This window comes from Mucilaginibacter rubeus, assembly GCF_003286415.2.
In the GTDB taxonomy this organism is placed as follows: domain Bacteria; phylum Bacteroidota; class Bacteroidia; order Sphingobacteriales; family Sphingobacteriaceae; genus Mucilaginibacter; species Mucilaginibacter rubeus_A.
In genome coordinates this window covers 485,117-509,430 of the sequence record NZ_CP043450.1, presented here as the reverse complement: position 1 = coordinate 509,430, position 24,314 = coordinate 485,117, and the positions used below count along the sequence as shown (strand labels likewise).

The 24,314-nt window shown below is 45.3% G+C and carries 11 protein-coding genes; all 11 read right to left on the bottom strand.

Features of this window, described 5'->3' with window-relative positions; all coding sequences use genetic code 11:
- Nucleotides 1–291: 291 nt before the first annotated feature.
- The 11 genes from galB to DEO27_RS02105 all read right to left on the bottom strand — a co-directional run bounded on the left by galB (nt 292) and on the right by DEO27_RS02105 (nt 24,306).
- Nucleotides 292–2,691, bottom strand: coding sequence for a beta-galactosidase GalB (gene galB / locus DEO27_RS02155; RefSeq protein ID WP_112569286.1), 2,400 nt, complete (start codon nt 2,689–2,691; stop codon nt 292–294).
- Nucleotides 2,692–3,813, bottom strand: a complete 1,122-nt coding sequence (locus DEO27_RS02150; protein WP_112569284.1) for a glycosylase — start codon at nt 3,811–3,813, stop codon at nt 2,692–2,694.
- 319 nt (nt 3,814–4,132) lie between these two features.
- Entirely contained in the window at nt 4,133–6,895 is a 2,763-nt protein-coding gene (locus tag DEO27_RS02145) for a family 78 glycoside hydrolase catalytic domain (protein WP_112569282.1), read from the bottom strand.
- Between the two features lie 9 nt (nt 6,896–6,904).
- On the bottom strand, nt 6,905–10,396 hold the full coding sequence (locus DEO27_RS02140; RefSeq protein WP_223818133.1) for a malectin domain-containing carbohydrate-binding protein: 3,492 nt from the start codon (nt 10,394–10,396) through the stop codon (nt 6,905–6,907).
- A 330-nt stretch (nt 10,397–10,726) separates the two neighbouring features.
- Nucleotides 10,727–13,534 carry a glycosyl hydrolase family 95 catalytic domain-containing protein gene (locus DEO27_RS02135; protein WP_223818132.1) on the bottom strand — a complete coding sequence of 936 codons (2,808 nt, stop codon included), beginning with the start codon at nt 13,532–13,534 and terminating at the stop codon, nt 10,727–10,729.
- 5 nt (nt 13,535–13,539) lie between these two features.
- The gene (locus DEO27_RS02130; protein WP_223818131.1) at nt 13,540–16,287 is read right to left on the bottom strand and encodes a hypothetical protein; all 2,748 of its coding nucleotides are present in this window, start codon (nt 16,285–16,287) and stop codon (nt 13,540–13,542) included.
- Between the two features lie 220 nt (nt 16,288–16,507).
- Complete coding sequence (locus DEO27_RS02125; protein ID WP_112569274.1) at nt 16,508–18,055, bottom strand: MGH1-like glycoside hydrolase domain-containing protein; 1,548 nt, start codon at nt 18,053–18,055, stop codon at nt 16,508–16,510.
- A 3-nt stretch (nt 18,056–18,058) separates the two neighbouring features.
- Nucleotides 18,059–19,072 carry a zinc-binding alcohol dehydrogenase family protein gene (locus DEO27_RS02120; RefSeq protein WP_112569272.1) on the bottom strand — a complete coding sequence of 338 codons (1,014 nt, stop codon included), beginning with the start codon at nt 19,070–19,072 and terminating at the stop codon, nt 18,059–18,061.
- A gap of 150 nt (nt 19,073–19,222) precedes the next feature.
- The gene (locus tag DEO27_RS02115) at nt 19,223–20,875 is read right to left on the bottom strand and encodes a UxaA family hydrolase (RefSeq protein ID WP_112569270.1); all 1,653 of its coding nucleotides are present in this window, start codon (nt 20,873–20,875) and stop codon (nt 19,223–19,225) included.
- Nucleotides 20,876–20,886: 11 nt separating this feature from the next.
- On the bottom strand, nt 20,887–22,380 hold the full coding sequence (locus DEO27_RS02110; RefSeq protein WP_112569268.1) for a tagaturonate reductase: 1,494 nt from the start codon (nt 22,378–22,380) through the stop codon (nt 20,887–20,889).
- A gap of 24 nt (nt 22,381–22,404) precedes the next feature.
- Nucleotides 22,405–24,306, bottom strand: a complete 1,902-nt coding sequence (locus DEO27_RS02105) for a glycoside hydrolase family 88 protein (protein WP_112570013.1) — start codon at nt 24,304–24,306, stop codon at nt 22,405–22,407.
- Nucleotides 24,307–24,314 lie beyond the last annotated feature (8 nt).

Genomic DNA, 24,314 nt, shown 5'->3' with positions numbered 1-24,314 from the left:
GGTAACCTTTACTGTAATATTTTCTCCTGCTATTGTAGGATATTATCTTCAATAAATAAAGCGCTACCACCCGGCTGGAGGCAATAGTTATTAGAAATACAAAAAACGCCGCCGCTCGGCTGTAGATTTTAAAATTCCCCTCTTGAGAGGGGGCGCGTAGGAACGTGTGATAGCAGGGGTGTGTTTCTGCTATGTACCTATCAATGCAGAAACACACCCCTCCGCCCCTCTCAAGAGGGGAATCGCACAATCCTGCCTTTTTTTCGTTAACGGCAATGAATAAATAACTGCTTAACGCTTGGCTTGAATAACTAATCTGGCCGGTTGTAACCCATCAGCAATAGCGCTAACAGTAATCTTACCAGCGACAGATTTAGATCGGATAATTGCCAACCCCAAGCCGTTAAACAAATGGTGCTGATCAGATACAAACGGATCCAGATCGGTTTGCGAACCATTGTCCACTCCTTTCAATATACCTTGTCCGGACACTTTAAACTTCACCAACTGATTGGCATCAGGCACCGGTACATTGTTTTTATCCAGAACAGATACGGTAATATATGACAAGTCTTTGCCATCTGCGCTAATCTTATCCCTATCTGCTTTTAACTGTATTTTATAAGGCTCGCCTGCTGTAACCACCTGCGTGGTCATAACCACTTTACCGTTGCGGCGCGATACAGCTTTTAACACTCCCGGCTCGTATTTAACGCGCCACATCACATGCAGGTCATCGCCGATTTTCTTCCTCACACCTATCGATTTACCGTTTAAAAAAGCTTCCACTTCATCGGCATTATTGTAATAGGCCCAAACATCAATTATCTGTCCAGGCTTCCAGTTCCAGTGCGGTAACAGGTGTAAAACAGGCTTGGTTGTCCACTCGCTTTGGTACATGTAATAAACATCTTTGGGGAAGCCGGCAAGATCAACAATGCCAAAATATGAGCTGCGGGCAGGCCACAGGTATGGAGTAGGTTCGCCAATGTAGTCAAATCCTGTCCACACAAAAAGGCCTGAAAGGAAATCATGTTTTTTGATGATCTTCCAGGTTTCCTCGTGCGTTGAACCCCAATAGGCCGAAACATTATCGTAAGATGATACCGTAAAATCGGCATTACCATCTTTCAAAGGAGTTTTACCATCTTTTGGCCAGCGCCTGATACTATCCGAGGGCATATCATAATGTCCCCTTGTTGCCAGGGCCGACATGTTTTCGGTGCCGATAAACTTTTGCCCGGGATAGTTTTTCTGAAAATCGGCGTATACTTCCTGGTGGTAGTTTAAGCCAACCAGATCAAGCGCTCCCGACTGGTAAATGAAATTCTTTTTAGGATCCGCATCGCTCAAAGCCGATGTAACAGGCCTGGTATTATCCAACTGCTTTACAATGTTCACCAGCTCTCGGCCTATGCTCACGCCGGTACTATCAAATTGTTCCCTGATCTCGTTGCCGATACTCCAGGCAAAAATGGATGGATGGTTGCGATCGCGTAAAACCTGGTCTTGCAAGTCTTTCACATGCCATTCGTCCCAATCTTCGTGATAGTCGTGTTTGCTCTTTTTCTTCTTCCACATATCAAAGGCTTCATCCATCACCAGCAAACCCATTTTATCGCACAGATCAAGTAACTCCGGCGCTGGCGGATTATGTGAGGTACGGATGGCATTGCAGCCCATATCCTTCAATATCTGCAATTGTCGTTCAATAGCGCGTGTATTAACAGCCGTGCCCAAAGCCCCCTGATCATGATGCAGACAAACACCAAGAATCTTCATTGGCTCACCATTTAGACTGAAACCTTTATCTGCATCGAAATTAAAATACCTAATGCCTGTGGTAGTAGTATAATCATCAATAACCCGATTACCAGCTATCAACTGCAATTTTACTTTGTACAGGTAAGGATGTTTTACCGACCATAGTTGAGGATTACTTAACCGAATACTTTGCTGAATTACGGTATCGGTTATTGGTGTTATGACAGATCCGACAACCTTAACTTGATCATCCAGAACAGAAGCTTTAAGCTTAAACCCTGAGTTTATGGAACCCGGCAAAACCGTGCGAATACTGATCTCCGCATTTTGATGATCAACCTGCGGTGTAGTGATAAATGATGACCATTGTGGCAGATGAATTTTATTGACGGTCGTCAGCCACACATTACGGTAAATGCCCGAACCGGTATACCAGCGCGAATTAGGCTGATCGCTGTTATCCACCCTCACAGCTATAACATTTTGTTGTGTGCCGAATTGGAGGTAAGGCGTTAAATCATACCTGAATGAGATATAACCGTTAGGTCGTTTACCTAAATAATGGCCATTGATCCAAACTTCGCTGTTATGAAAAACACCGTCAAAATCAATCAAAATAGTTTTAGCTTTTGATGATGCCGGGATGAGAAAGTTTTTACGGTACCAGCCAATGCCGGCTGGCAATCCACCTTCAGCCTGTGTGGAGGGGTTTTTACTGTCGAATTTACCTTCGATGCTCCAATCATGCGGAAGGTCGAGTTTCCGCCAGTGACTATCATCATATTTTATCGCGTTAGCAACGCTATCATCGCCTAAAAAAAACTTCCAGCCGGCATTGAAGCTCTCAGTTTTGCGTATGTTTTGGGCAGATACAAAACCGGCCGTGAAAAACACCAAACACAGCGTATATAAATAACGTAGCCTCATTTATTTCGATTTGCTTTTCTTAACAGGCGGCGCTACAAAGTTGAGCTCGCTTTTACCCAAATCTTTTGATACAGCAACTGCTATACCTCGCTGATCGGCTTTGTTTACGGCACAATAAAAGTGATAAACTACGCCTTTATACTTCACCACGCACGATTTATGGGCAAACATATTATCATAAGGCTCGGACGATTGAATGAGCTTCTCGCCTGTCCAGTCTGTCCAGTGTACCAGGTCATACGAGCAGGCAAAGCGATTAAATACGCCCGAGTCACCAGTCTTCCAGAACGCTCCGAAATAGAACATTACATATACGTTTCCTATTTGTTGGATATACGGATCGCCGGTGATACCGTCGCCGTGATTCAACACCGGGTCTTTACCGAAGCGTTTCCAATGCAGCATATCATCAGATACGGCCATGCCAATCCGCTCGGCACCACGTTTTTTATTTACGCTGTCGCCATTGGCATTGTAATACATAATGAAAGGGTGACCTGTCAGCTTCTTTTTATCCCAGATTACGGTTTGCTTATACTGCGTATGGTTATCCCACCAGCTTACATCCTTATCAATGCTTGATAATACCGGATGATCTAAGCCTTGCCACTCATGTACCGTACCCGGATCTTTATCAGTAGAAGCTACGCTTATAGATAGCAGACCTTTTTCATACCCCTTGCTTTGTCCGCCGAAGTACGATAGCCAATACTTGCCATTATACTGCTGCAATTTGTATGAGCCACCCCATTTGTAATCCTGCAGACCTACATAACCCGCCTTTTGATTGTTATCCCATTTGGTGGTATCGTCAGAGAACGACAGGATCCTACCACGGGTTTTCCAGTGCAGCAGGTCCTTACTATCGGCCAGCCAGGTTTCATAGCCCCTGCCATTGAAAATAATATAACTCATATACCAGCTATCGCCCTGGCGAAAAACCGTAGGACAATCGGCCTTTTGACTATTATCTTCCGGCGCTATCACCAGGCCATATTTATAGGGCGTTTTTACCTGTTCATAAATGCCTTTCATCACCTTTTCGGGTACATCCTGGGCATGTGCCTTCAGCATTAAGAAAGCACAAACAAAGAATGCAGATGATTTGAAAATGTGTTTCATATTTTGTTTTAAATAAAGTCTATTAATTAATTTCACATACAACCATCACCCCAAACTAATAATCAATTCATTAGATTTCAGAGAAATCGCTTTTAAAATCTGTAGTAAACAGGAGGCACCTACGGAGCCAATCCTCTTCGATTTTCATTTCTACAAACATGTTACTCCTCCGGAGTTTAAAAAAGTATAATTATAACTCCGTAGGAGTAACATGTTTATAGCAAAACCAACAGATATGTATTGGCTCCGTAGGTGCCTCCTGTTTAAAAGCGATTTCCCTGTTTCAGCTTTATGCGTTTGGCCTTAGCTTTTATATATTTTATTTGGCGATGAATGTATAGTTGCCTGAACCTGCCTTGATCTCAGCTTTCCCATCGTGATAGCCTATAAATTTGATATCATGACGGGTTTTAATATTTTGCCCGTCTACCATAATAGCTGCGTTATTTTTCACAGGCATAAAGATGCTCGCAGTTGTATTTGCAGGGATGCTCACCTCCAGTTTAAACTGCCCCTTCCCCTTCGCCCAACTGCTCGAAATATTGCCATAGGGCGATTGATAATTGGCTTTAGCCCAGGTTACATTGCCCACCGCTTCCGGCCTGATCTCTATTTTATTAAACGCGATGGCATCATCAGTTGGCCGGATTCCTGCAAGGCCGCTGTAAAACCATTCCATCAGGTGCCCCAACATAAAGTGGTTATTGGACACTGAAGGCAGCGCCGCCCATGATTCCGTTAAGGCTGTAGCGCCATGAGCCAACTGATAACCATAACCCGGCACATCGGCACGACTGTTCATATCATATATTACATCCGAAAGGCCTTCATCATCCAGCACACGCAACAAGTAACGATAACCTATATCGCCTGCGGTAAGAGCATTGCCACGGCCACGGATATCTTTTACGATATTGTTCACCACAGCTTTTTTATACTGTGACTCAACCAAACCGGCATAAATCGACATGGCGTTGGCTGCCTGACTGCCGGTGCCATATTGCTTTGTTTCAGCGTTAAAAAATGTTTTATTATAAGCCTGCTTTACTTCAGCAGCCACCTTTTTATATGATACGGCATCATCGTTTTTGCCAAGCAGGGTAGCTATTTTGGCGGCTATATCCAGATCGTAATAATAAAGCGAGGTTGCCGTAATGCCCTGAGGTGTTAATTGCGAAACACCAGGAGGGTTTGGGCCCAGATCATACCAATCGCCCAGGCCCTGGTACAATAAATGATTTTTTGATTTTTTGTCGAGATAGGCCAGGTACCGTTTAATCATATCATAATTTTGCGTAAGCACTTCCTTATCGCCATACCATTGGAACACGTACCAGGGCAGGATCACCGCATTACTCCCCCACTCGGGCGAATCGCGGAATGGCTCGTCAAACTTTACATATTCGGGCGAAATCTCGGGAATCAGCCCATCCTCGGTTTGGGAAATACGCATATCGTTGATACACTTACGTGCCAACCCAACTATATCGTAATTGTAATGCAGCGAACTGCCAACCAAGTGCGCTTCTTCCAGCCAGCCCAGTTTTTCGCGGTGAGGGCAATCGGTAAATACGCTGGCCATATTGCTTTTCATGGCCCAGTCAATCAATTTAAAAGTTTTGTTAAACAGCTCGTTTGAGCAGGCGAAATTCCCGACTGTTACTGCTGAGTTACGGGTGTGCAGTCCTTTAACATCAACAATTATGGGTTGCTGCGATGTGTTGGTTTCACCCTGGGGAACCGCGCCCTGCACCTGCAAATACCTGAAACCGTAGTAAGTAAACAGAGGATGCCAGGTTTCAATGCCGTTACCCTTCAATACGTAGCTATAATAATGCGGACTGCCGGATGCTTTCTGGTTGGCGCTACCATCCTCGTTAACCAGTTCGGCAGGGATAATGCGTACGGTATCTCCTTTTTTGCCCTGAACGCTGATCTGTGGGATGCCTGAAAAGTTTTGACCAAGATCATAGATCCATGCGCCATTAGCGAGTTGCTTTTTACTTTGCGGTTTCAGCTCCTGCATAATTTTCAAAGGCTCGGCCATTTGCGCGTTTAGCTCAGGTATGCCATCTACCTTAACCACGCCGCGCCATTTTGAATCATCAAAGTTGTTGGTATCCCAACCCGGTTGTTCAAGATTGGCGTTATAATCCTCTCCGCCGTAAATACTGCTGAAAGTAACCGGCGAAGGAGTTGTTTTCCATGAGCCATCACTAACCACATTATCTACCCTACTCTTGTCATATTCTAACATCAAACGGCAAATCATTTTGGGATATCCGAAAGCACCGGTGAGCTTTCGGTAACGCCTATCGCGCGGGATATAGTAGAACCCGTTGCCCAGCGTTACGCCAATGGTATTTTTACCAGAAACAAGCTGATCAGTGATATCAAAAGGCACATACAAGGCCTGTTTATCATACTTTGTCCAACCTGGATCAAGGAAATGATCTCCTACTTTTTTACCATTCAGACTCAGCTCAAAATGCCCCAATCCGCATAAATAAAGCGTGGCTTTTTTTAGCTTGCCATTAACATTAAAACCCTTACGCATTAAAGGCAAAACATCATTGGCAGCACCCAACTTTTTGGGACCTTTACCATGATAAAAGGGAACAATGGCCGATGAATCAGGCAGTTTATCGTAAGCAATCCACTCGGCATTGTGCCAGTCGGCTTTTGTGAGCAGGCCCATTTGCCAATTGGTAATATTGCTCCAGGCCGATGCTTTGCCATGATTATCCCAAATCATCACCTTCCAGTAATAAGTTTTTGCGGCCTGCATAGGCTTGCCATTATAGGAAACCTGTAAAGATGCGCTGGATGAAACCTTGCCCGAATCCCATACATCCGCATTATTGTTTGCCAGCTTAGCAGCGTCATCGGCCACCAAAACCCGGTAAGCGGTTTGCATTATATTGCGGGCATCGCTTTGCATTTGCCAACTCAACTTTGGCTTAAGCGATTCGATGCCCAGCGGGTTTGTTTTATACTCGCATTGCAGGTTTAACACCTTCAGGCTTTGAGCAAAAACGCCGAAGGGCAGTAACAAAAACAATAGGCAGATACTTTTCTTCATGTTAATATTTTATTGCATTTCGATACCCGAAACAGCTAAACCATCGGCCTTAATGCCTGTGATTACCAGTTTATAATTACCCGCGTTGATACTTGTGCCCGTATTAGTTGTAACCGTGCCCGATTTATTTTTGGCAACCGGTTTAAAACTCAGTTCTTCCTCCTTCATCACCGTACCATCGGCGGCCAGTAATTGCATTTTTGCCGTAAAAGTTTGATTGCTCAGGTTATAATATTTTATGCGTAAGGCATACAGATCGGCAACACCCGGTGTTAACGCGAATGCCACACTGCCACCTGCCACACTGCTAAATTTAATTACTTTCTTTCCGTTCAGGGTATCGGCTTTTAAGCCCTCGCCTCTTATTTCAGCCGTCTCCGCCTTATAGCTTACGGTTTTACGAAGATCAGTAGCCGGTTGCAACGAAGTAACAGGCATCACCACCACGGTGTACATGAACCTGCCTTTATTTTCGCCCAACGTAACTACATCAGCCTTTCTGAAACGCTTCCTGTAAACAGACAGTTGATGCCGCCCATCGGCATCATTTTTTACAAATAAACCGGTATTTTCATAACCGGCAACCCAATCTGTCCTGTCCGATGCTGACTTGTCCATGGCAACATATACGTCAGCATCAGCATTCAAACTAAACGAGCCTGTTTGCCCTTGAACCGAATTTGCTGTACTTATCCAATCTGCACCGTAAAATATCGGCGGCAGATCATTAAAGCTTACCCCGGCATCGGTGTATTGTTTTTGGCCGATGTCCATCCAGTTTTTTATCGCCCACTTACTATTGCCTTGTAATTGGCCGATTATCCCTTTGCCCGACTGGTTTGGCTTTGTAACCTTATTTAAAGTACTGATAGCTATGCCTGATATGATAGCTTCGCCGGCCGCGGCATTTGGAAAAGATATGGTTAGCATCCCGCCCATAACGTGCGCGGTGATACTTTTCTTAAGCGCCTCAGCATAGCCTGCTTCCTTCCAGATGTCCAGATTGCGGATCATGGTTTTATTATTCACCGCTATATCAAACAAACGCCAGCCCGAGCAGTCTACCCCGCCACCTGTGCCATACCAGGGTTCGGTAAAATATAGTTCGATGCGGTAATCGCCATCCGGTACCGGAAAATTGAATTTCAGTTTATCCAAACCATACCTGAAAGTCTGGAACAACCCCCCATCCGCAGTATTGCTGATCCTGTCAAAAGTGCGTTGCTGACTGGCAAAAAATGCAGGCATACCAGGGTAATCATCCGTCCACGATGTAGAGCCGGGCTGTTCTTTATTATCCTGATGCTTATCGGCCATCCAGGTATTGCCATAGATATCGGTGTAATCCGGTCCGCCGCAATTGAGGCGGTACAAATAGTTATAACCGGCTTCCGGTTTCAGGATAGCTGGATTCTCTTTGGGCAGATGAGGTGCCAGCGGCAGGTGGTTCAGCATAATCTCATCGTGCGTTACCTGCTTACCATTAACATATCCCACAGCATACAGCACATTGTATTTAATATCTACAGCATCCCACTGAAAATGTGTGCCGATACCCTGCCGTTTTCGTTTGCCTAATGACGCATGATTGACATCATTAAAAAGCTCAACCTCATCGCAGTTGGAATAAACAATTATGCTATCCTTTTTGCCGGGAGCCAACCAGCGGTTTGGCCAGGTATGCGATACAATGTAAACCATCGGCTCCTTATCTTTTGGCGCATAATTGGCCCTGTACATGTAAAAAGCATCGGTTGGCTGCCCCCAGGGTGTAAACAGACCCTTGTAATTAACAGGACCAACCCTGTCCAGCTCGCGCTGACCTTCGCCACCTTGCGTTCTTCCGGGGTTTTCATGCGAGTATAACAGCCATTGAAAATGGCCCGCTACCTGATCTTTTACAGACTCGGCCAGGCGGGCTTTAGTTTCCATCAGCTGGGTCATACGGTCTTCACTTAGCGGGCCGTTTGCATCAAAAGGCCCTTCGGTATGTAAACCAAGGCTTCGCCAGGCCCCATACTCACCTACTAATATTTGTTTTTTTAGGTCTTCGCCGTAAGTAAGCGGATTACCGCCGTAAGTGCCTGTCCAGTTTTGAGGCACGTCCCAATCGGTACCTTCACCGCCGTTGCAGGTTGTTATTTTGCGTTGCGACGAAGCCGTAGGATCAAGCTTGCGGATAATGTCGCTGCATTCCCGGGCAAAGTCAGCAGGTAGCTTACTTTCGTTCTGTAAGCCCCATAATATAACCGAGGGGTTGTTACGCCGTTCCTTAACCCAGTCAACCAATAAAGCTTTATAATTGGCCCTGAACTCCGGCGAATCATACCAGATATGCGCCGAATACTGCGGCCACCATAAAATCCCCAGCTTATCCCAATACTCCTGATAGGCAAGATTATGTGGTTGATGCGCATCCCGGAAAGCATTAAAACCGGCGGCCTTTACCTGCATTACCCGGGCTTTGATCTCCTGGGCTTCAAAAGCCTGGCTTTTTCCCATCAGGTGTTCATACTCGGCAATGCCATTGATAAAAACAGGCTTTCCATTGAGGTAAAAACGATTGTCGTTATTATTCCTGCCAATGGGCCAGCTAATCCACCGGATACCATAAGGTGTTTGCATCCTGTCGATCAATTTTCCATCGGCCCAAACCTCTGTTATTACATGGTACAGGTAAGGTTTCTCCAACGACCAAAGCTGTACATTTTTAACATCGGCAAACTGTTGACTTACCGTATTAACTTCACCGGCTTTTAATATTTTATTTGTTTTTGCTTGCGCGATAGTTTTACCACCGGCATCAACCATGCTGTTTATTATGGTTATTGCAGATGGCTTACCGTTGTAGTTTTTAACTTCAGTTTCGAGGTTAAGTGTAGCTGATTTTTCGCGAACGGTGGTATCATTCCAGATATGTACGCCAAAGGGTTCAATCCTGATAGCGTTTGTAACCATCAAATGCACCGGTCTGAAAATCCCCATTGGCTGCGAACCCTCCGAAAACCCCGGATCATCTGAACAGGCGCCGCAAACCCAGGGCAGATCTTTAATAAACGAAGGATGATCTGCCCGGACGCATAACAGGTTTTGTTTGCCTGCTTTGATAGCATCTGTTACATCAATAGTAAAAGACGTACGTCCGCCGGCGTGGTACCCAACCTGCTTTCCGTTGAGCCAAATAGTAGCATAAGAGCCTACCCCCTCAAACCACAGGAAATACCGCTTATCGTTTTGTTTTTTCTCAAGCGTGAATATTTTGCGGTACCACGCGGTGCCGTGCCTGTTGCCATGTTTGAGGCGGCGATAGCCTCCGTAAGTGTCCCAGTTATGAGGTACGTTTACCCTTTGCCATTGGGCATCAATAAAACCGGCTTTTTCAAAACCGGCATTAGCTTTTGGATTGTTATCATCGGCGATGCTTCTCCAGTTGGTATTTAATAAAACATCTTTACGCTGTGCAAAAAGGTAACTATTGGAAAAAAGGAGTAGAAGCAGCAATGAGGCGATTAGCTTAAAAAAAGGGAAACACAGCCCTCCCTCTTTCCCAAGAGTAATAGCCCATGAATTGACAATTCCCTCCCCTGGGAGGGGCGCGTTAGGATTGCGTGTTGGCAGGGAGGGGTTTATGCGCCTTTCTGACGACAAGATATCTCGCCGAAACCCCTCCCTACACCCTCCCTGGGGAGGGAATCGCGCAACCCAACGCGCTTTAAACTTCTCTATAGCCTTATGGGCTACTACTCTCTCAAAAGGGCAATCACACAGTGCTAAAACACATTGTTCTTTTACTGCAATCCCGCTGCGATATTTTTGCGCTTCGCCCATCTTTTACAATTGTTTCAGATCGGCATCAAAGCGATAGTTTTTACCTGTTTGAGTTTCAATGCTGATTGTCCTTCCGGCATAAGCCAAGCGACAGGTTTTACCCAATTTTGAAAGTACCTGCAGATTTTTCAAGCGCCCGTTTTGCCATTCAAGATCCAACACGAAACCACCCCTGGCACAAATACCTTTGATACTACCTTGTGGTAAAGCAGTTGGTAAGGCTGGCAGCAATTCTATAGCATCGCCCTGACTTTGTAAAAGCATTTCGGCTAAACCTGCCGCACCGCCAAAATTTCCATCAATCTGAAATGGCGGGTGTGCGTCGAACAGGTTATGGTAAACTCCGCCCTTCTCCTTACCCGAGCTTACATCGGCAGGCGACAATAGTTTGGTTAACATGAGATAAGCATGATCGCCCTGGTGCATCCGCGCCCAGATATTTACCTTCCAGGCAATGCTCCAGCCGGTACCTTCATCGCCACGGTATTTCATAGATTTTTCGGCGGCATTCAATAGTTCCGGCGTTTTAAAAGTAATATCCGTTCCGGGATAAACGCCCCACATATGCGAAACGTGGCGATGAGTATCCGTGGTATCATCTTTATCTTCCATCCATTCCTGCAGCTGGCCGTATTTGCCAATTTTATTGGGCGCTATCTGGCTGTATTTTAACTTGAGCGTATCGGCAAAAGCCTTATCAATGTTAAGCACTTTAGCTGCTTCGAGGCAGTTTTTTAACAGATCACGGATGATTTGATGATCCATTGTTGGCCCGGCAACCAAACCACCATGCTCCGGCGAGTTAGACGGCGTGCTGATGAGGTATCCTGTTTTAGGATTTTTAACCAAAAAGTGTACGAAAAACTCCGCGGCACCTTTCATTTCGGGATATGCTCTTTTTTGCAGAAAACCTTTATCGCCGGTGTACAAATAGTGCTCCCATAACTGGTGACAAAGCCACGCGGCCCCGCTAACCCAGATACCATGGTTGGAAGCGTTAACAGGTGCCGCCCCTCGCCATAAATCGGTATTATGGTGCAATACCCAACCTGGCGCGCCATAGTGTTCAGCCGCGGTTTCATGACCTGTTTTTGAAAGGTCATCAACGATACTAAAAAACGGCTGACTGCAAGCTGATAAGTTAAGCACCTCAGCAGGCCAGTAATTCATTTGAAGGTTAATATTAGTAGTAAACTTGCTGCCCCAGGGCGGCGTGAGCAGGTTGTTCCACAAGCCCTGCAAATTTGCGGGTCCGTTGCCCGGTCTTGATGATGAGATCAGCAAATACCTGCCATATTGCGCATAAAGGCTGATAAATGAGGGATCGACCGACTGGCCAAATTTCAGGATCCGTTCATCCGTCGGCAGGTCCGCGTTTTCGCCCTTACCTAAATCGATGGAAAATGTATTGAAATACCTTTGATAATCTTTAATGTGAGCATCTCTGATAGCTGCATAATTCTTGTGCGTTATTGCCGCTATTTGAGCTTTGCAGATAGCCTCCGGATTACCTGATACATCATGATAGTTTTTAAAATTGGTTGCCGCTGTGAGATAAAATGTAGCTTCGTTAGCTCCTGTGACTGATATATTCTTTGGGGTTACCACAACCTTACCACCCATGGCCTGTACATGCAAGTAGCTTACGCCACGCAAAACACCATCTTTTACTTTTAAAGACAGGCCGAGCGTATGATCATCAATTTTACGGATAACGTAGTTTTTGTGCAGACTGCCAAGCAAAGCTTTCAGGCTAATTTTGCCCGGTTTATCGGCAATTAAATGTACAGCCATCACCTGATCAGGCGCACTGCTAAAGTACTCGCGGGTATAAATAACACCATCTGCTTTATAACTCACGTGCGCGGTGGCGGTGGTAAGATCAAGATCGCGTTTATAGTCTGTTACCTCCTGCTTTGGAAATTGCAGGTACAAATCAGCGAAGGGCTGATAATCGGCATTGTAGCGGGGATATGCAGGTGGCTTATCATCCTGTATAAAATACTTCCATTCACCGGCAAGGCTAATCGCATCATTTTCACTTCCTTCGGGATAAACTGATAAAGTTTTAGCGTTGCTCGTAAAGCCACCCTTATCATAAAAGTTGATTACCTGTACTGCAAGCCTATTCTCACCGATATGTATTTTATTTGCCGGGATAATGTATTTCCGGTAGGCGTTACCCGAAGTTGTGCCGATGTAATCTCCATTAAGCCAGGTGCGGTCGATATCTCGTATCCTGCCTAAACTGATCACCAGGTTCTTCCCTTTCCAATCAGCCGGAACATTAAAATGTTTTATGAACCAAACCGCGCCATCAACTCCTTCAAACCCTGGCGAGACTTCCCATCCCTGTTCTGTCGGCAAATTGATAGTTTTAAGATTATCATCATGAAATAGCTCGTCTTGTGGCAAATGGTACGAACCTATCATCTTAAACCACTTTGCAGAATCAGCAGCATAGGTAGCTTCATCGCTCTTCGTACCCATAAAATGTTGTTGGGCCATGGCCTCTGCTTCGGCTTGTTTACCATCAGCAAGGAGCTTACGGATGGGCTCCAAATATTTCACGGCACCTTTGCGGTTATAGTCGCGCGGGCCGCCTGTCCACAGGCTTTGTTCGTTATATTGGATATGGTCTTCGGTAACGCCGCCATAAATCATGCCACCAATGCGGCCATTACCTATGGGTAAGGCATCCGTCCATTTTTGAGCGGGCTGTTTATACCAAAGCTTAAGGGGTTGCTGGGCAAAAGCCTGTACAACTCCAAACATTAACATAGCGATATAAAAACTTTTCCTGCTATTCATAAACATCAGTTAAAAAGCCAGCGTAAATCTTTGATATTACCTTCGTTGCTTAAGCCGGCATCGTACACCGGCACATTGGCCTCCGCATCAACAATGCCCAAAACCAAGGCCGCACCTTTACCCAAGGTAAGTGTATTTGAACCAGCTTTAAAGGTATAAGTATGAATATTTACCGGCGGCAAGCCATCAATTTGAATAGCATTGGCAATCTTGATATCTGCCTGACCATAATCGTTAGCGCTGGCATCTGTTTCCAGTTGTGGTTCGGGCAGGTATTGAGGCATTTTACTGTTGAAAAAGCCAACCAATACCTTTACCGGTCTGTCATTTTTAAAGCTGATGGTTGTACCGTTCTTTTGCTGATCTGCCTTAGGTAGCTTTACACCTTTTAAACCTGCCAGTTCTTTCGCGATATTTTTGATTGCTGCCGATGTATCGGCAAATACCCTCTCACCGGCGTTGACCTGATAGCTATTATTTTCAAACTTCACAGGCGCATCTTTCAAAACTGCAACCTCTTTTTGCTTTTGCTGTGTTTGAGGCGATTTTAGCGAATCAATATTGCGTTTAAAATTGTCCAGTTCCTTTTGGTAAACCGGCAAAAGCTCGGCCCAGGTTTTCATTTTGGCATCATTACCTCCAACCGGGATTTTGCGTTGTTTGGTTTGCATGCTGTTGGCATACAGGTAAGTATTTTCGGTTAGTTTCACCAGTTGTTTATAATAATCCAGACTGATTTGCAGTTCGGGCAAAGCCTTTTCCAGATCGGCAACATTATCCGAATATTTATAGCGCAATACCCACAAAGCCGCTTTTGCCTTGTAGGCATAGTTATTGGCCATGGCGTTATAGCAATACATGTCGTTTTTCAGGCGATCAAACTCTGCTTTGTCTTTAGTTACCTTTGCAGACGCTTCGTTGATAGCCTCAACCGCCTTTTGTCCCTGTAGTATTACGCTATCGATCACCTTAACCGGCGTTTCGCCGACATGCAGCTGGTGTTTCCATTCTCTCTCGGCATATTCGCTCATCATTTCACCAACCGGGCCCTCTGAATTGTACAGCAGCGAAAACAAACCATATTTTTCGGGATTAACCAACTGGCTCATCAGCATGCCCAAAGTCATGGTTTGGCGGTTGCCATCGGTAATACCAAAGCGGCGCAGCAGTTCGGGCGAGATATTGCCCGATTGCTCATAAGCTTTTAAGATGGCCTCGCCATGTGCCTGATCGCATCCGTATTTATCAGCCAGTTGCTTTGCCCAATAGCTTATTTCGCCGGCCCTGTCCCGCTTGCTATCCCAGGCATAGCGCGACCATGCTTTATACCAGATCCAGTCCCTATCTAACTGCAGCAAACGCTCGCCGCCGGTATTATCAGCAGTATAAGGCCAATCCCAATATGATGCCTGCGGGTATAGGTGCAGGGCATTAGCACCATAAACCGTATGCATGGCCTGTACACATTTCTGAATAAAATCGGCCGAGCCATAACGGAAAGGCTCCAGGTTAGCCATGATATGCACATTCTCTATTTGTACGGTACCAATGCTACTCAACGTGCGGTGCAGATCGGCCCAGGGGCCATGGGGTTCATAAGTAGTTAGCGCCTCGCCGTTGTACTTTGCTTCGGTGTATAAATTTGAATAAAGCGGCTTGGCATATTTCATCACCGCGGGGGCATCGGTATCATGAGCCCGGAGTACAATCGGCGGTTCATCGGTGCGGCCCAAAGCTTTTAATCCGTCCTTTACCCCCGGAATAATGGTTTGCGTAAACCAGTCGATATCATCTTGCCCTACGCCTTCCATGGCCTCGCCCAGCGTAACCAATAAACCCACATGCGGATATTTTTGAACAAAGGCCGCGATAGATTTGCGGGTATAGTCGGCAATGATAGGTACAATGTGCCGGTTCCTGTCCTGCGTTTTCAGGTTATTTTTTTCGGCGAAGGGTTTGGATACAATGATATTATAAAATCCCTGAATAAGCCAGATGCCGCGCTTATCAGCTTCATCGGCTAAAAAGCTGTAGATCTCTTCATTTTGCTTAAAAGTGGCGTCATCAACCTCAACAGCGTAAGGATATTCCTTTACCCGCACCAGCGAGGCAAAGGGGTGCCCGTTCCATAAATACAGGGAATTCATCCGGTTATGCGCCAATGAATCCAGGTAACGGATCCATAAAGCTTTATCATAAAACCATGGGAAGTTTTGAGGGGTGTAAGGATACTCATAAGTGCCGCGACCGGGAAGTAAAGCAGGTTTCTGTACACCGATACAAGTACCCCGCAAAACCATTTCAGGCTGATCATGCAGGTTGATATTTACCGGAAGTTTTTTATTTATGTCGATCCTATCTGCCAGTTCAAGACAGCCGTAAAGCGCACCGGAATTATCGGAACCGGCTATTAGTAGTTTATTTTTAAGGCCGCTATCACTGATGATAAAACCTTCTTTGCCCGGATGATTATTTACAGTGCCAGCCAATTTCTTAATCGGGGCATCCGTAAGTAAACCAACAACTATGGCATTACCTGAAGGAAATGTGCCTTTATAAGATTGCTCAGTAACCAAATACCCGGCATGGCGCAGAGCCAGCGTCAGTTTTTGTACACCGTAACTTATCCTTGCGTGATGCTGGGGCAAAGTAACGATGGTAATTTTTTTAAATTGGTTTTGAGCGTGTGAAGTTGAATAAAAACAAAAGATCAGCGTAAATAACAGCAACAGGTAACGGTTGAACATCTTCATTTTCATTCGTATTAACAGGCTTACCAAAGCCTCTTTCGTTGATTTGAATGAAGGCTTTAGTATCTTAAATGATACCCAGGGTTTTGAACTTAATTGGTTGTATAGTATTCAAAAATATCAGTGCAAGGCTGCAATTTCATCTGATATTTTCTCTATCTACTATACGATATTATCATCATTAAAGTCAGCAAACCAACAAACAAGAAAAAATGAGTCAAGATTAGCCCGGAAGCTTAACCAGGATACGTTTCAATTGCGCACTCCGGGATATCACCTTACCATCGGCATAAATAATAAAACCTTTGCCTTTATGGTATTTGGTACCCGTTTTATCCCATACCACGCTGATGGTATAACCGTGATAAAGCACATTATCCAGCGCAAACCATTTCCACTGGTTTTGAGGGATAAGCGGGAAAACTTCTAACATATTATCTTCACGTGGTTTCAGGCCAACAAGATCATTGATCACCAGATCACAAAATCCGGAGTGGTTGTAATAGCTGCTTCGCGGGTTATCGCCTTTAAGCCAGTAGCCGGTCTTTTCGTCCTGGTATTCGCCAAGGTAAGGTTGCCCACGCTTAATGTGCGAAAGGGCATACTTGTGCAGTTCATCATAAAAAATACCCGGCGTCATGCTGCCTTTGTTTTGATAAGCGGTTAGCAGGTTAGCCAGTCCCTTCAGGGTTTGCGTAGTAGCAAAAGGCCATACCGCACCGTCCCATTCACAACCATGCCCCGTACCATGGGTACGGAACAGCGGGTGCCTGCGTTCGGCTGTGGTAATGCCCCAGGGGGCATTGAAGCCTTTGTCATCGGTTAATTGATCCCATTGTTTGGCATAAACCGCTTTATCATCAGGCAGGCTAAAATACCAGGGAATGAAACCCAGTTCTTCGCGGGCACCGGCAAAATGGCCATCGGGTTTACGCACTTCAAAAAAGGAGACACTATCGTTCCACAAGCTATCCTGCACCAGTTTTTTCAGGTCGATAGCTTTTTGTGTGTATTTTATTTTCAGCGAATCATTGCCGGTTAAAGCCGCCATTTTTGATAGCGCCATGGCGTTGCCATACATATAACTGTTAATGGTAGGCCGGGTGTTTTTTACCTTGCGGCCCCCGCTGATACTTTCTTCCATGGCGTCGCGCACATCAAACTGCCAGAACAATTTGGATGGCAGCTGTTTTTCCGTTTCCCAAACACGGTAATCGGTGTTAAGCAAGGGCAAAGCCTGTTCAACAAAATGTTTATCAAGATTTACCAGGTAGTAATTATACACAGCGTCATCAATCCAGCTGCTGAAAGCATGTAAATGCGGCTTCTTTTGCTTAGGGTCAACATACAGCCAGAAGTTGATATATTGGTTTATATATTGCGGATCATGCAGCCAGCGCCCTTCATAAATCTGGTGACCAAGCGCACTGCTCGAACTGTTGTAAACACCGGTAAAGCTAACGGGAGTTATAAATTCTGTAAAAATAAAACCATCTGGTGTTTGTTTCAGGTGTTTTCGGAATGTCCACCAACGGTAATAATAGATCTTTTGAATAGCCGAATCCGGGCACTCAAACAAGGGTACATTTTTGGATAACCATTCGTAGGCATGATCGTTAGTGATGTAATTTTTAACCGTTTCGGTATCGGCTTTATTAAAACTATTTACATAAATTTTCAGCTTTTCAAAACCTAATACACGCTTTTGCTGCGCAAAAACATTACCTGCCACACAAAATAACAAACTAATTAAAAATGCCCTTTTTATCATCACTTATACCTCTACAATAGCCTTGATAACTCCATTTGCCGGGTTCAGCCAGCTCTCAAACTGATCTTTTACTTCATCAAATTTTACCCGGTGGGTGATGTAAGTCTGCGGGTTTACCAAACCGCTTTTCATTGACCTAATCACATGCTCAAAATCCTCGCGGGTAGCGTTACGGCTGCTCATCAACGTACTTTCGCGTTTGTGAAACTCTGGGTGACTTACAATAATCTCATCACGCTGTAAACCAACCAGCACATACCTGCCGCCATGGGCCAGGTACAAAAACGCGCCATTTATAGCCTTTTGATTGCCGGTAGCATCAATGATTACGGTAGGCATATCGCCATTGGTGATCTGTTTAAGTCGCTCCGTTACATCTTCGTTTTTTACGTTGATGGTATAGTCGACTTTAAGGTTTTCACGGCAAAAATTCAGGCGTTGTTCGTTTACATCGGCAGCAATCACTTTTGCTCCGGCAATGCGGGCAAATTCCATAATACCCAGACCGATAGGTCCCGCGCCGATGATCAGCACAAACTCGCCTGGTTTTACATCTGCCCGTCGCACACCATGCGCACCTATAGCCAGTGGCTCAACCAATGCCAGTTCATCAAAGCTCAATCCCTCGCCATGAACCAATAAATGTGACGGTACCTGCAGGTATTCGGCCATACCGCCATCGGTATGTACACCGCAAACCTGGATATTTACACAACAATTTGGTTTGCCCGAGCGACAGGCAATGCAATGCCCACAATTGAAATATGGAATAAATGTAACAGCCTCAGCCTTTTCAAAACCTTCGGCGTCGCCTGCTTCAACCAGTTCGGCCGCGAGCTCGTGGCCCAAAATTCTTGGATAGCTAAAAAAGGGCTGGGTACCTTCAAAGGCATGCAGATCGGTGCCGCAAATGCCTATACGTTTTATTTTGAGCAGCGCATTACCCGGCTTTAATTGTGGAGCTTCGGCAGTGCCGTACTCCAGTTGACCGGGCGTTGTACAGGTTAGTATTTTCATTGGTTTTTCGTCATGTTTTTATCCCGTTTCCGTGTCCTCACGGAAACTTGGTGTTTTTTTACTATGGTTGTTCTCTTTTCATTCCATATACCCCTCAATACCTGTCTACGGGTGTTCGTGGGGACACGAACACGGGAGGAGGAAATTAAACTATAGTGAAACCCCTCTTTTCCAGGGGATAAAATCATCCTGCCCGTGACGTACAGCATGAACTTCAATTTCGCCGCTGGCTACTTTTACCACGTAATCCAGGATTCGCTCACCGGCTTGTTCAATGGTTTCGTCACCTTCTACAATAGTACCGGTATTGATGTCGATAATATCACTCATGCGGTTATATAACGCCGTATTGGTAGCAATTTTCACAACCGGAGCTATTGGGTTACCTGTGGGCGTTCCTAATCCGGTAGTAAACAATACAATATTAGCGCCCGAGCCAACTTCGGCCGTGGTTGATTCAACGTCGTTCCCTGGCGTGCAAAGCAGGTTAAGTCCGGGTTGTGTTACCTTTTCAGGATAATCCAATACATCGGCAACCGGCGATGTGCCACCCTTTTTAGCCGCCCCGGCCGATTTGATAGCATCAGTGATCAATCCGTCTTTAATATTACCCGGCGAAGGGTTCATATAAAAGCCAGAACCGGCTTCTTCTGCACGCTGGCTGTAAGTACGTACCAGATCGGCAAAGCGATCAGCTTTAGATTTATCTACACAACGGTCAATCAGGTTTTGCTCAACACCACAAAGCTCCGGAAACTCGGCTAAAATAACCGAACCGCCCATAGCCACCAACAGATCGGAAGTATAACCAATAGCAGGATTTGCTGAAATACCCGAAAAACCATCCGAACCACCGCATTCCAAACCAATGGTCAGTTTGCTTAATGGGGCCGGTTTACGGCTATGCTGATTGGCCTGCATTAAACCGGCCAACGTTTGCCTGATGGCCAGCTCCATCAAATCGGCCTCCTTGCCTGTTTTCTGCTGATCTAATATGTATAAAGGCTTGTTAAACTCCGGCGAGCGTTTATTGATCTCTTCCTGCAGGGTTTTTACTTCGGCATTCTGGCAGCCCAAGCTTAAAACGGTTGCCCCGGCTACGTTGGGGTGGGTAATATACCCCGCCAGTAAGCCGCAAAGCGCCGATGAATCCTGACGGGTACCGCCGCAACCGCCGGTATGTGTTAAAAACTTAATGCCATCAACATTTGGGAAAACTTTGTTACCGGCGTTTTGATTGGTATCACTGCCTATTTCGGTATATAAAACCTCGTCTATTTCAGCTCCGGCTTTAATTTTACCAATAAGTTCCTGCGCTTTGATCTCGTATGTTTTTTTGCGGCCGTAACCCAGCGGCTTCACCAATGCTTCCTGCAATACCTCGATATTTCGGTTTTCGCAAAACACCATCGGTACTACCAACCAGTAATTGGCTGTGCCTACGCTGCCATCTTCACGATGATAACCATTGAATGTTTTACCCTCCCATTTGCTGATATCCGGCTTATGCCAATCGGTATGGCTTTGGCCTGTCAAAAAGCTGTTTGCAGCGTGCTTAACATTGGCAGTACTGATTAAACCACCAACCGGGATCGGGCTTTGGGCCTTGCCTACCAACACGCCGTACATAATAATTTCGCCGCCTTCGGGAATATCCACAATGGCAAATTTATGTTTAGCCGGGATCAGTTCTTTTACGGCATAAGTTTTATCCTGGTAAGTAACCTGCTCGTTAGCCTGTAAATCTGCAAGTGCCACAAGCACATTATCGGCAGGGTGTACTTTTAATATATTCTGTTTCATTGTTATTCTGTTTAAATAGCACGTAAGGCTAATTCTCCCTCTTCATTAATCAGTTTAAACTGACGTGTTACTGCTTCGGTGAAGCCGGGTAAAGTTGTCAGATCGTTATCCCAAAGGCTTTTATTTTTTAGGATGGCGGCTATAGCGGTTTCGGCATCAGCCCCATTCCATGCTTTGCTTAAAGCAGGTGCCTGATCGTCAGTTACCGTATAATTATCCGAATGAGCTGTACCCGTGTACTTGCCTTCCGCAGTTTCCGTAATCTGCATAAAACGGATAAATGCCGCGAAACCGAGGGCTATCATCTGCGGTGCTTTATTGTTTTGTTTATAGTAGTTTAATAATAACGGAATAACACGCATTTTAATTTTAGTAGCGTATTGTACCGAAATACTTAACCACTCATGCCTGATGTTAGGGTTACGGAACCTATCAAGCACTTTATTACCAAAATCGCGGGCTACATCCTCATCAATTTGGTAAGGGATGGATGGCATGATTTCGGTGAACATCAGTTGGGTAATAAACTTGATAAAATGCACATCGTCCATAGCTTCCTTAACAGTGTTGAAGCCTGAAAGGTAGGCTACAGCACAACTTAGTGTGTGCGTACCGTTAAGCAGGCGAAGTTTCAGCTCCCTGAACAGTTCAATGTCTGGGGTGATCACAACACCTTTATCAGCCTGGGCAAACGATAAAACTTCGGCTATTTTTTCATCACCCTGGATAGCCCAAAGACTATAAGTTTCGGACATGATGCTCAGGTTATCGGTATAACCACGCGCTGTTTCCATAGCATCGCTTAGCTGCTGATCGGGCCTACCGGGAACAATCCTGTCTACCAGCGAATTGCAAAAGCTATTGCTACTCTCCAGCCAATCCATAAACGCGGGCTCCAGTTTATTTAAATGCGCAAGCTCCAATACTATGGCTTCCAGTTTTTTGCCGTTATCAATGATCAGCTCGGTTGGAATGATAACCAGGCCAGTATCCGGTCGGCCATCAAATGCCCTATAGCGCTCATACAAAATAGCCAATAACTTACCGGGGAACGATACCGGCGGATGCTTGCGCACATCTTCCTTTACCAACTGAATGCCTACTTCAGTTGTATTGGAAATCACTACTTGTAAACTTTTACTACGCGCTATCTCCAGGATCTCTTCCCACTCGTTTGAGGCGGAGAGTACCCGGCTTATCGCCGAACAGATCACCTGCTGGTTAACTTCTTTACCATTTTCGATACCTTTTGAGTAAATGGTATACAAACCATCCTGCATATCAAAATCTGTGGTCGAACCTTTATCTGTCGATTTAACAACGGCTACCCTTCCGTTAAAAATGGCCGCGCGGTTAGCCTTATCAATAAAGTAATCGGGCAGGCCACGCAGCAGTACGCCTGTACCAAATTGCAGCACCTTTTCAGGCAGATCGAATACATTGGCAGGCGGTAGCTCGGTTGCCGGTACAGTTGTTTTGTTCAGATTATATCGTGATAATATCATTTGCTTATGGGTTGTAAGGGGTTACTATTTTTTTGTTTGAGGGATTTGTTTAACCAGCCAGCTTACCAAATCGTTAGCTGCTTTAAAATTGTCATATTCAGGAGGCAGTTTCCGGCCGTCTACATACTCGTTATAAAACCAGGGATCGCCAACGGCGAATACAGTGCCTTTACCATATTTGGCAGTGGCAACAATAATATCCTTGCCATTGGTTAGCTGCGGAACTGCCGGGTTGCTTAATTGTAGCGTGCTCAACTCTTTGATGTAAACTTTACGGGCTGTTTTAAAGATGGCGTTGCCCGCAGGAATAATGATAGCGCCCTGCTCAAAGCTACGCCCAACCACTTTGTTAACACTATTTTGGTTAAAGCTGATGCCAAATTTAGCCATCAGTTTGTTCAGGTGTGTAAACTCGGCATTGCCGGTATCGTTATTTAAAACCAACAGTACACCGCCATTTTTCACCCAATTGCCAATGGCATTGTTATGGGGTTCTTCGATATACTTAGCATCCGGGTTTTCCTTTAGGATATCCGGGTCAACAATAATATAAACCGAAGCTTTTTTAAGGTTTGCATCATCCGGGGCATCGTTTAAAGTCTGGGTATGCAGACCGTAATTATTAAAGATCTGCGCTAAGAACGAAAATCCATTAGGACTCAGTTCATCCCATTTGTAGTGATATGGGATACTTTTACCGGTAACATCTGTGCGGTGCTCGTTGTTGAAATAGCTATCCAACAGCACCGTTCTACCTTTTCCCTGGTTCAGGTTGGCAATGCGTTCCATCTCCACGCTGGCCAACATAAATGCGCCTACACCTTTGGTTTCATTGGTGATAGTTTTTACGCTTGTATAATATTCGTAGCTGCCATCGCGGTAAGGTTCGCCGCCAAGGCCTACAGCACCTGCCGTACCTTTAAGATTTACTTGGCCGGAAGCATCTGTTTCGATAAAGTTTTTGATGATACTATCATAAGCCTTTTGGGCAACCGGTAAATATTTTTGAGGCAGATATCCTTCCCTTACACCTTTTGCCAGTGTATAAACAAACATGCATGATGCGGATGCTTCCAAATAATTATCTTTTTTACCGCCCCGATCAAGCACCTGGTACCACAAGCCGGAAGCTTTATCCTGGCTGCCTTGTATAGCTACAGCAAGGCGGTTTAAAATAGATATTAACGCCGCCCGTTTAGGATGATTAGCCGGAAAATATGGCAACACATCAACCAAGGCCATGGCGTACCAACCATCGGCACGGGCCCATAAACTGGCAGATAAACCGGTTTGCGGGTTGGCCCAGCGTTCTTTTTTGCTCTCGTCCCAGGCATGATAAAGCAAGCCTGTTTTACTGTCGCGGGCGTGTTGTTCCATCCAGATAAATTGATCGGCTATCTGGTCAAAATCCGCATCTTCATGATAAACAGAAGCATATTCTGCATAAAAAGGTTCGGCCATGTACAGGCCATCAAGCCACATTTGGTTTGGGTATCTTTTTTTATGCCAGAAACCGCCCTCAGGTGTTTTAGGTTGTCCGTCCAGTTGCTTGCGAAGCAATGACGCTGCTTTATAATACTTTTCGGTGTTTAATACCCGGTGCATCAGCAACAGGCTCCGGCCTGAAAGGATATTATCCAGCGTATAATCATTGGCTTTATAAGTGCGAATATTTCCATCGGCACTTACGTACCTGTCCATTGATTTTTGGATATAACTGAAATACTCGCCCTGTGCCGATTGCTGCCAAACGCTTTGCAAGCCCAGCAAAACAATCCCCTGATCGTACGACCAATTGGTACCCGGCAATGAATCCTTCCAGATATGCAGAGCGGTATTAGCCATGCGTTGTGACCAGGGCAGTGTCTGCGCGCTAATCCCCAAACCCGTAAACAGGAATACACCCAACAACCATATTTTTTTCATCGTCCAAT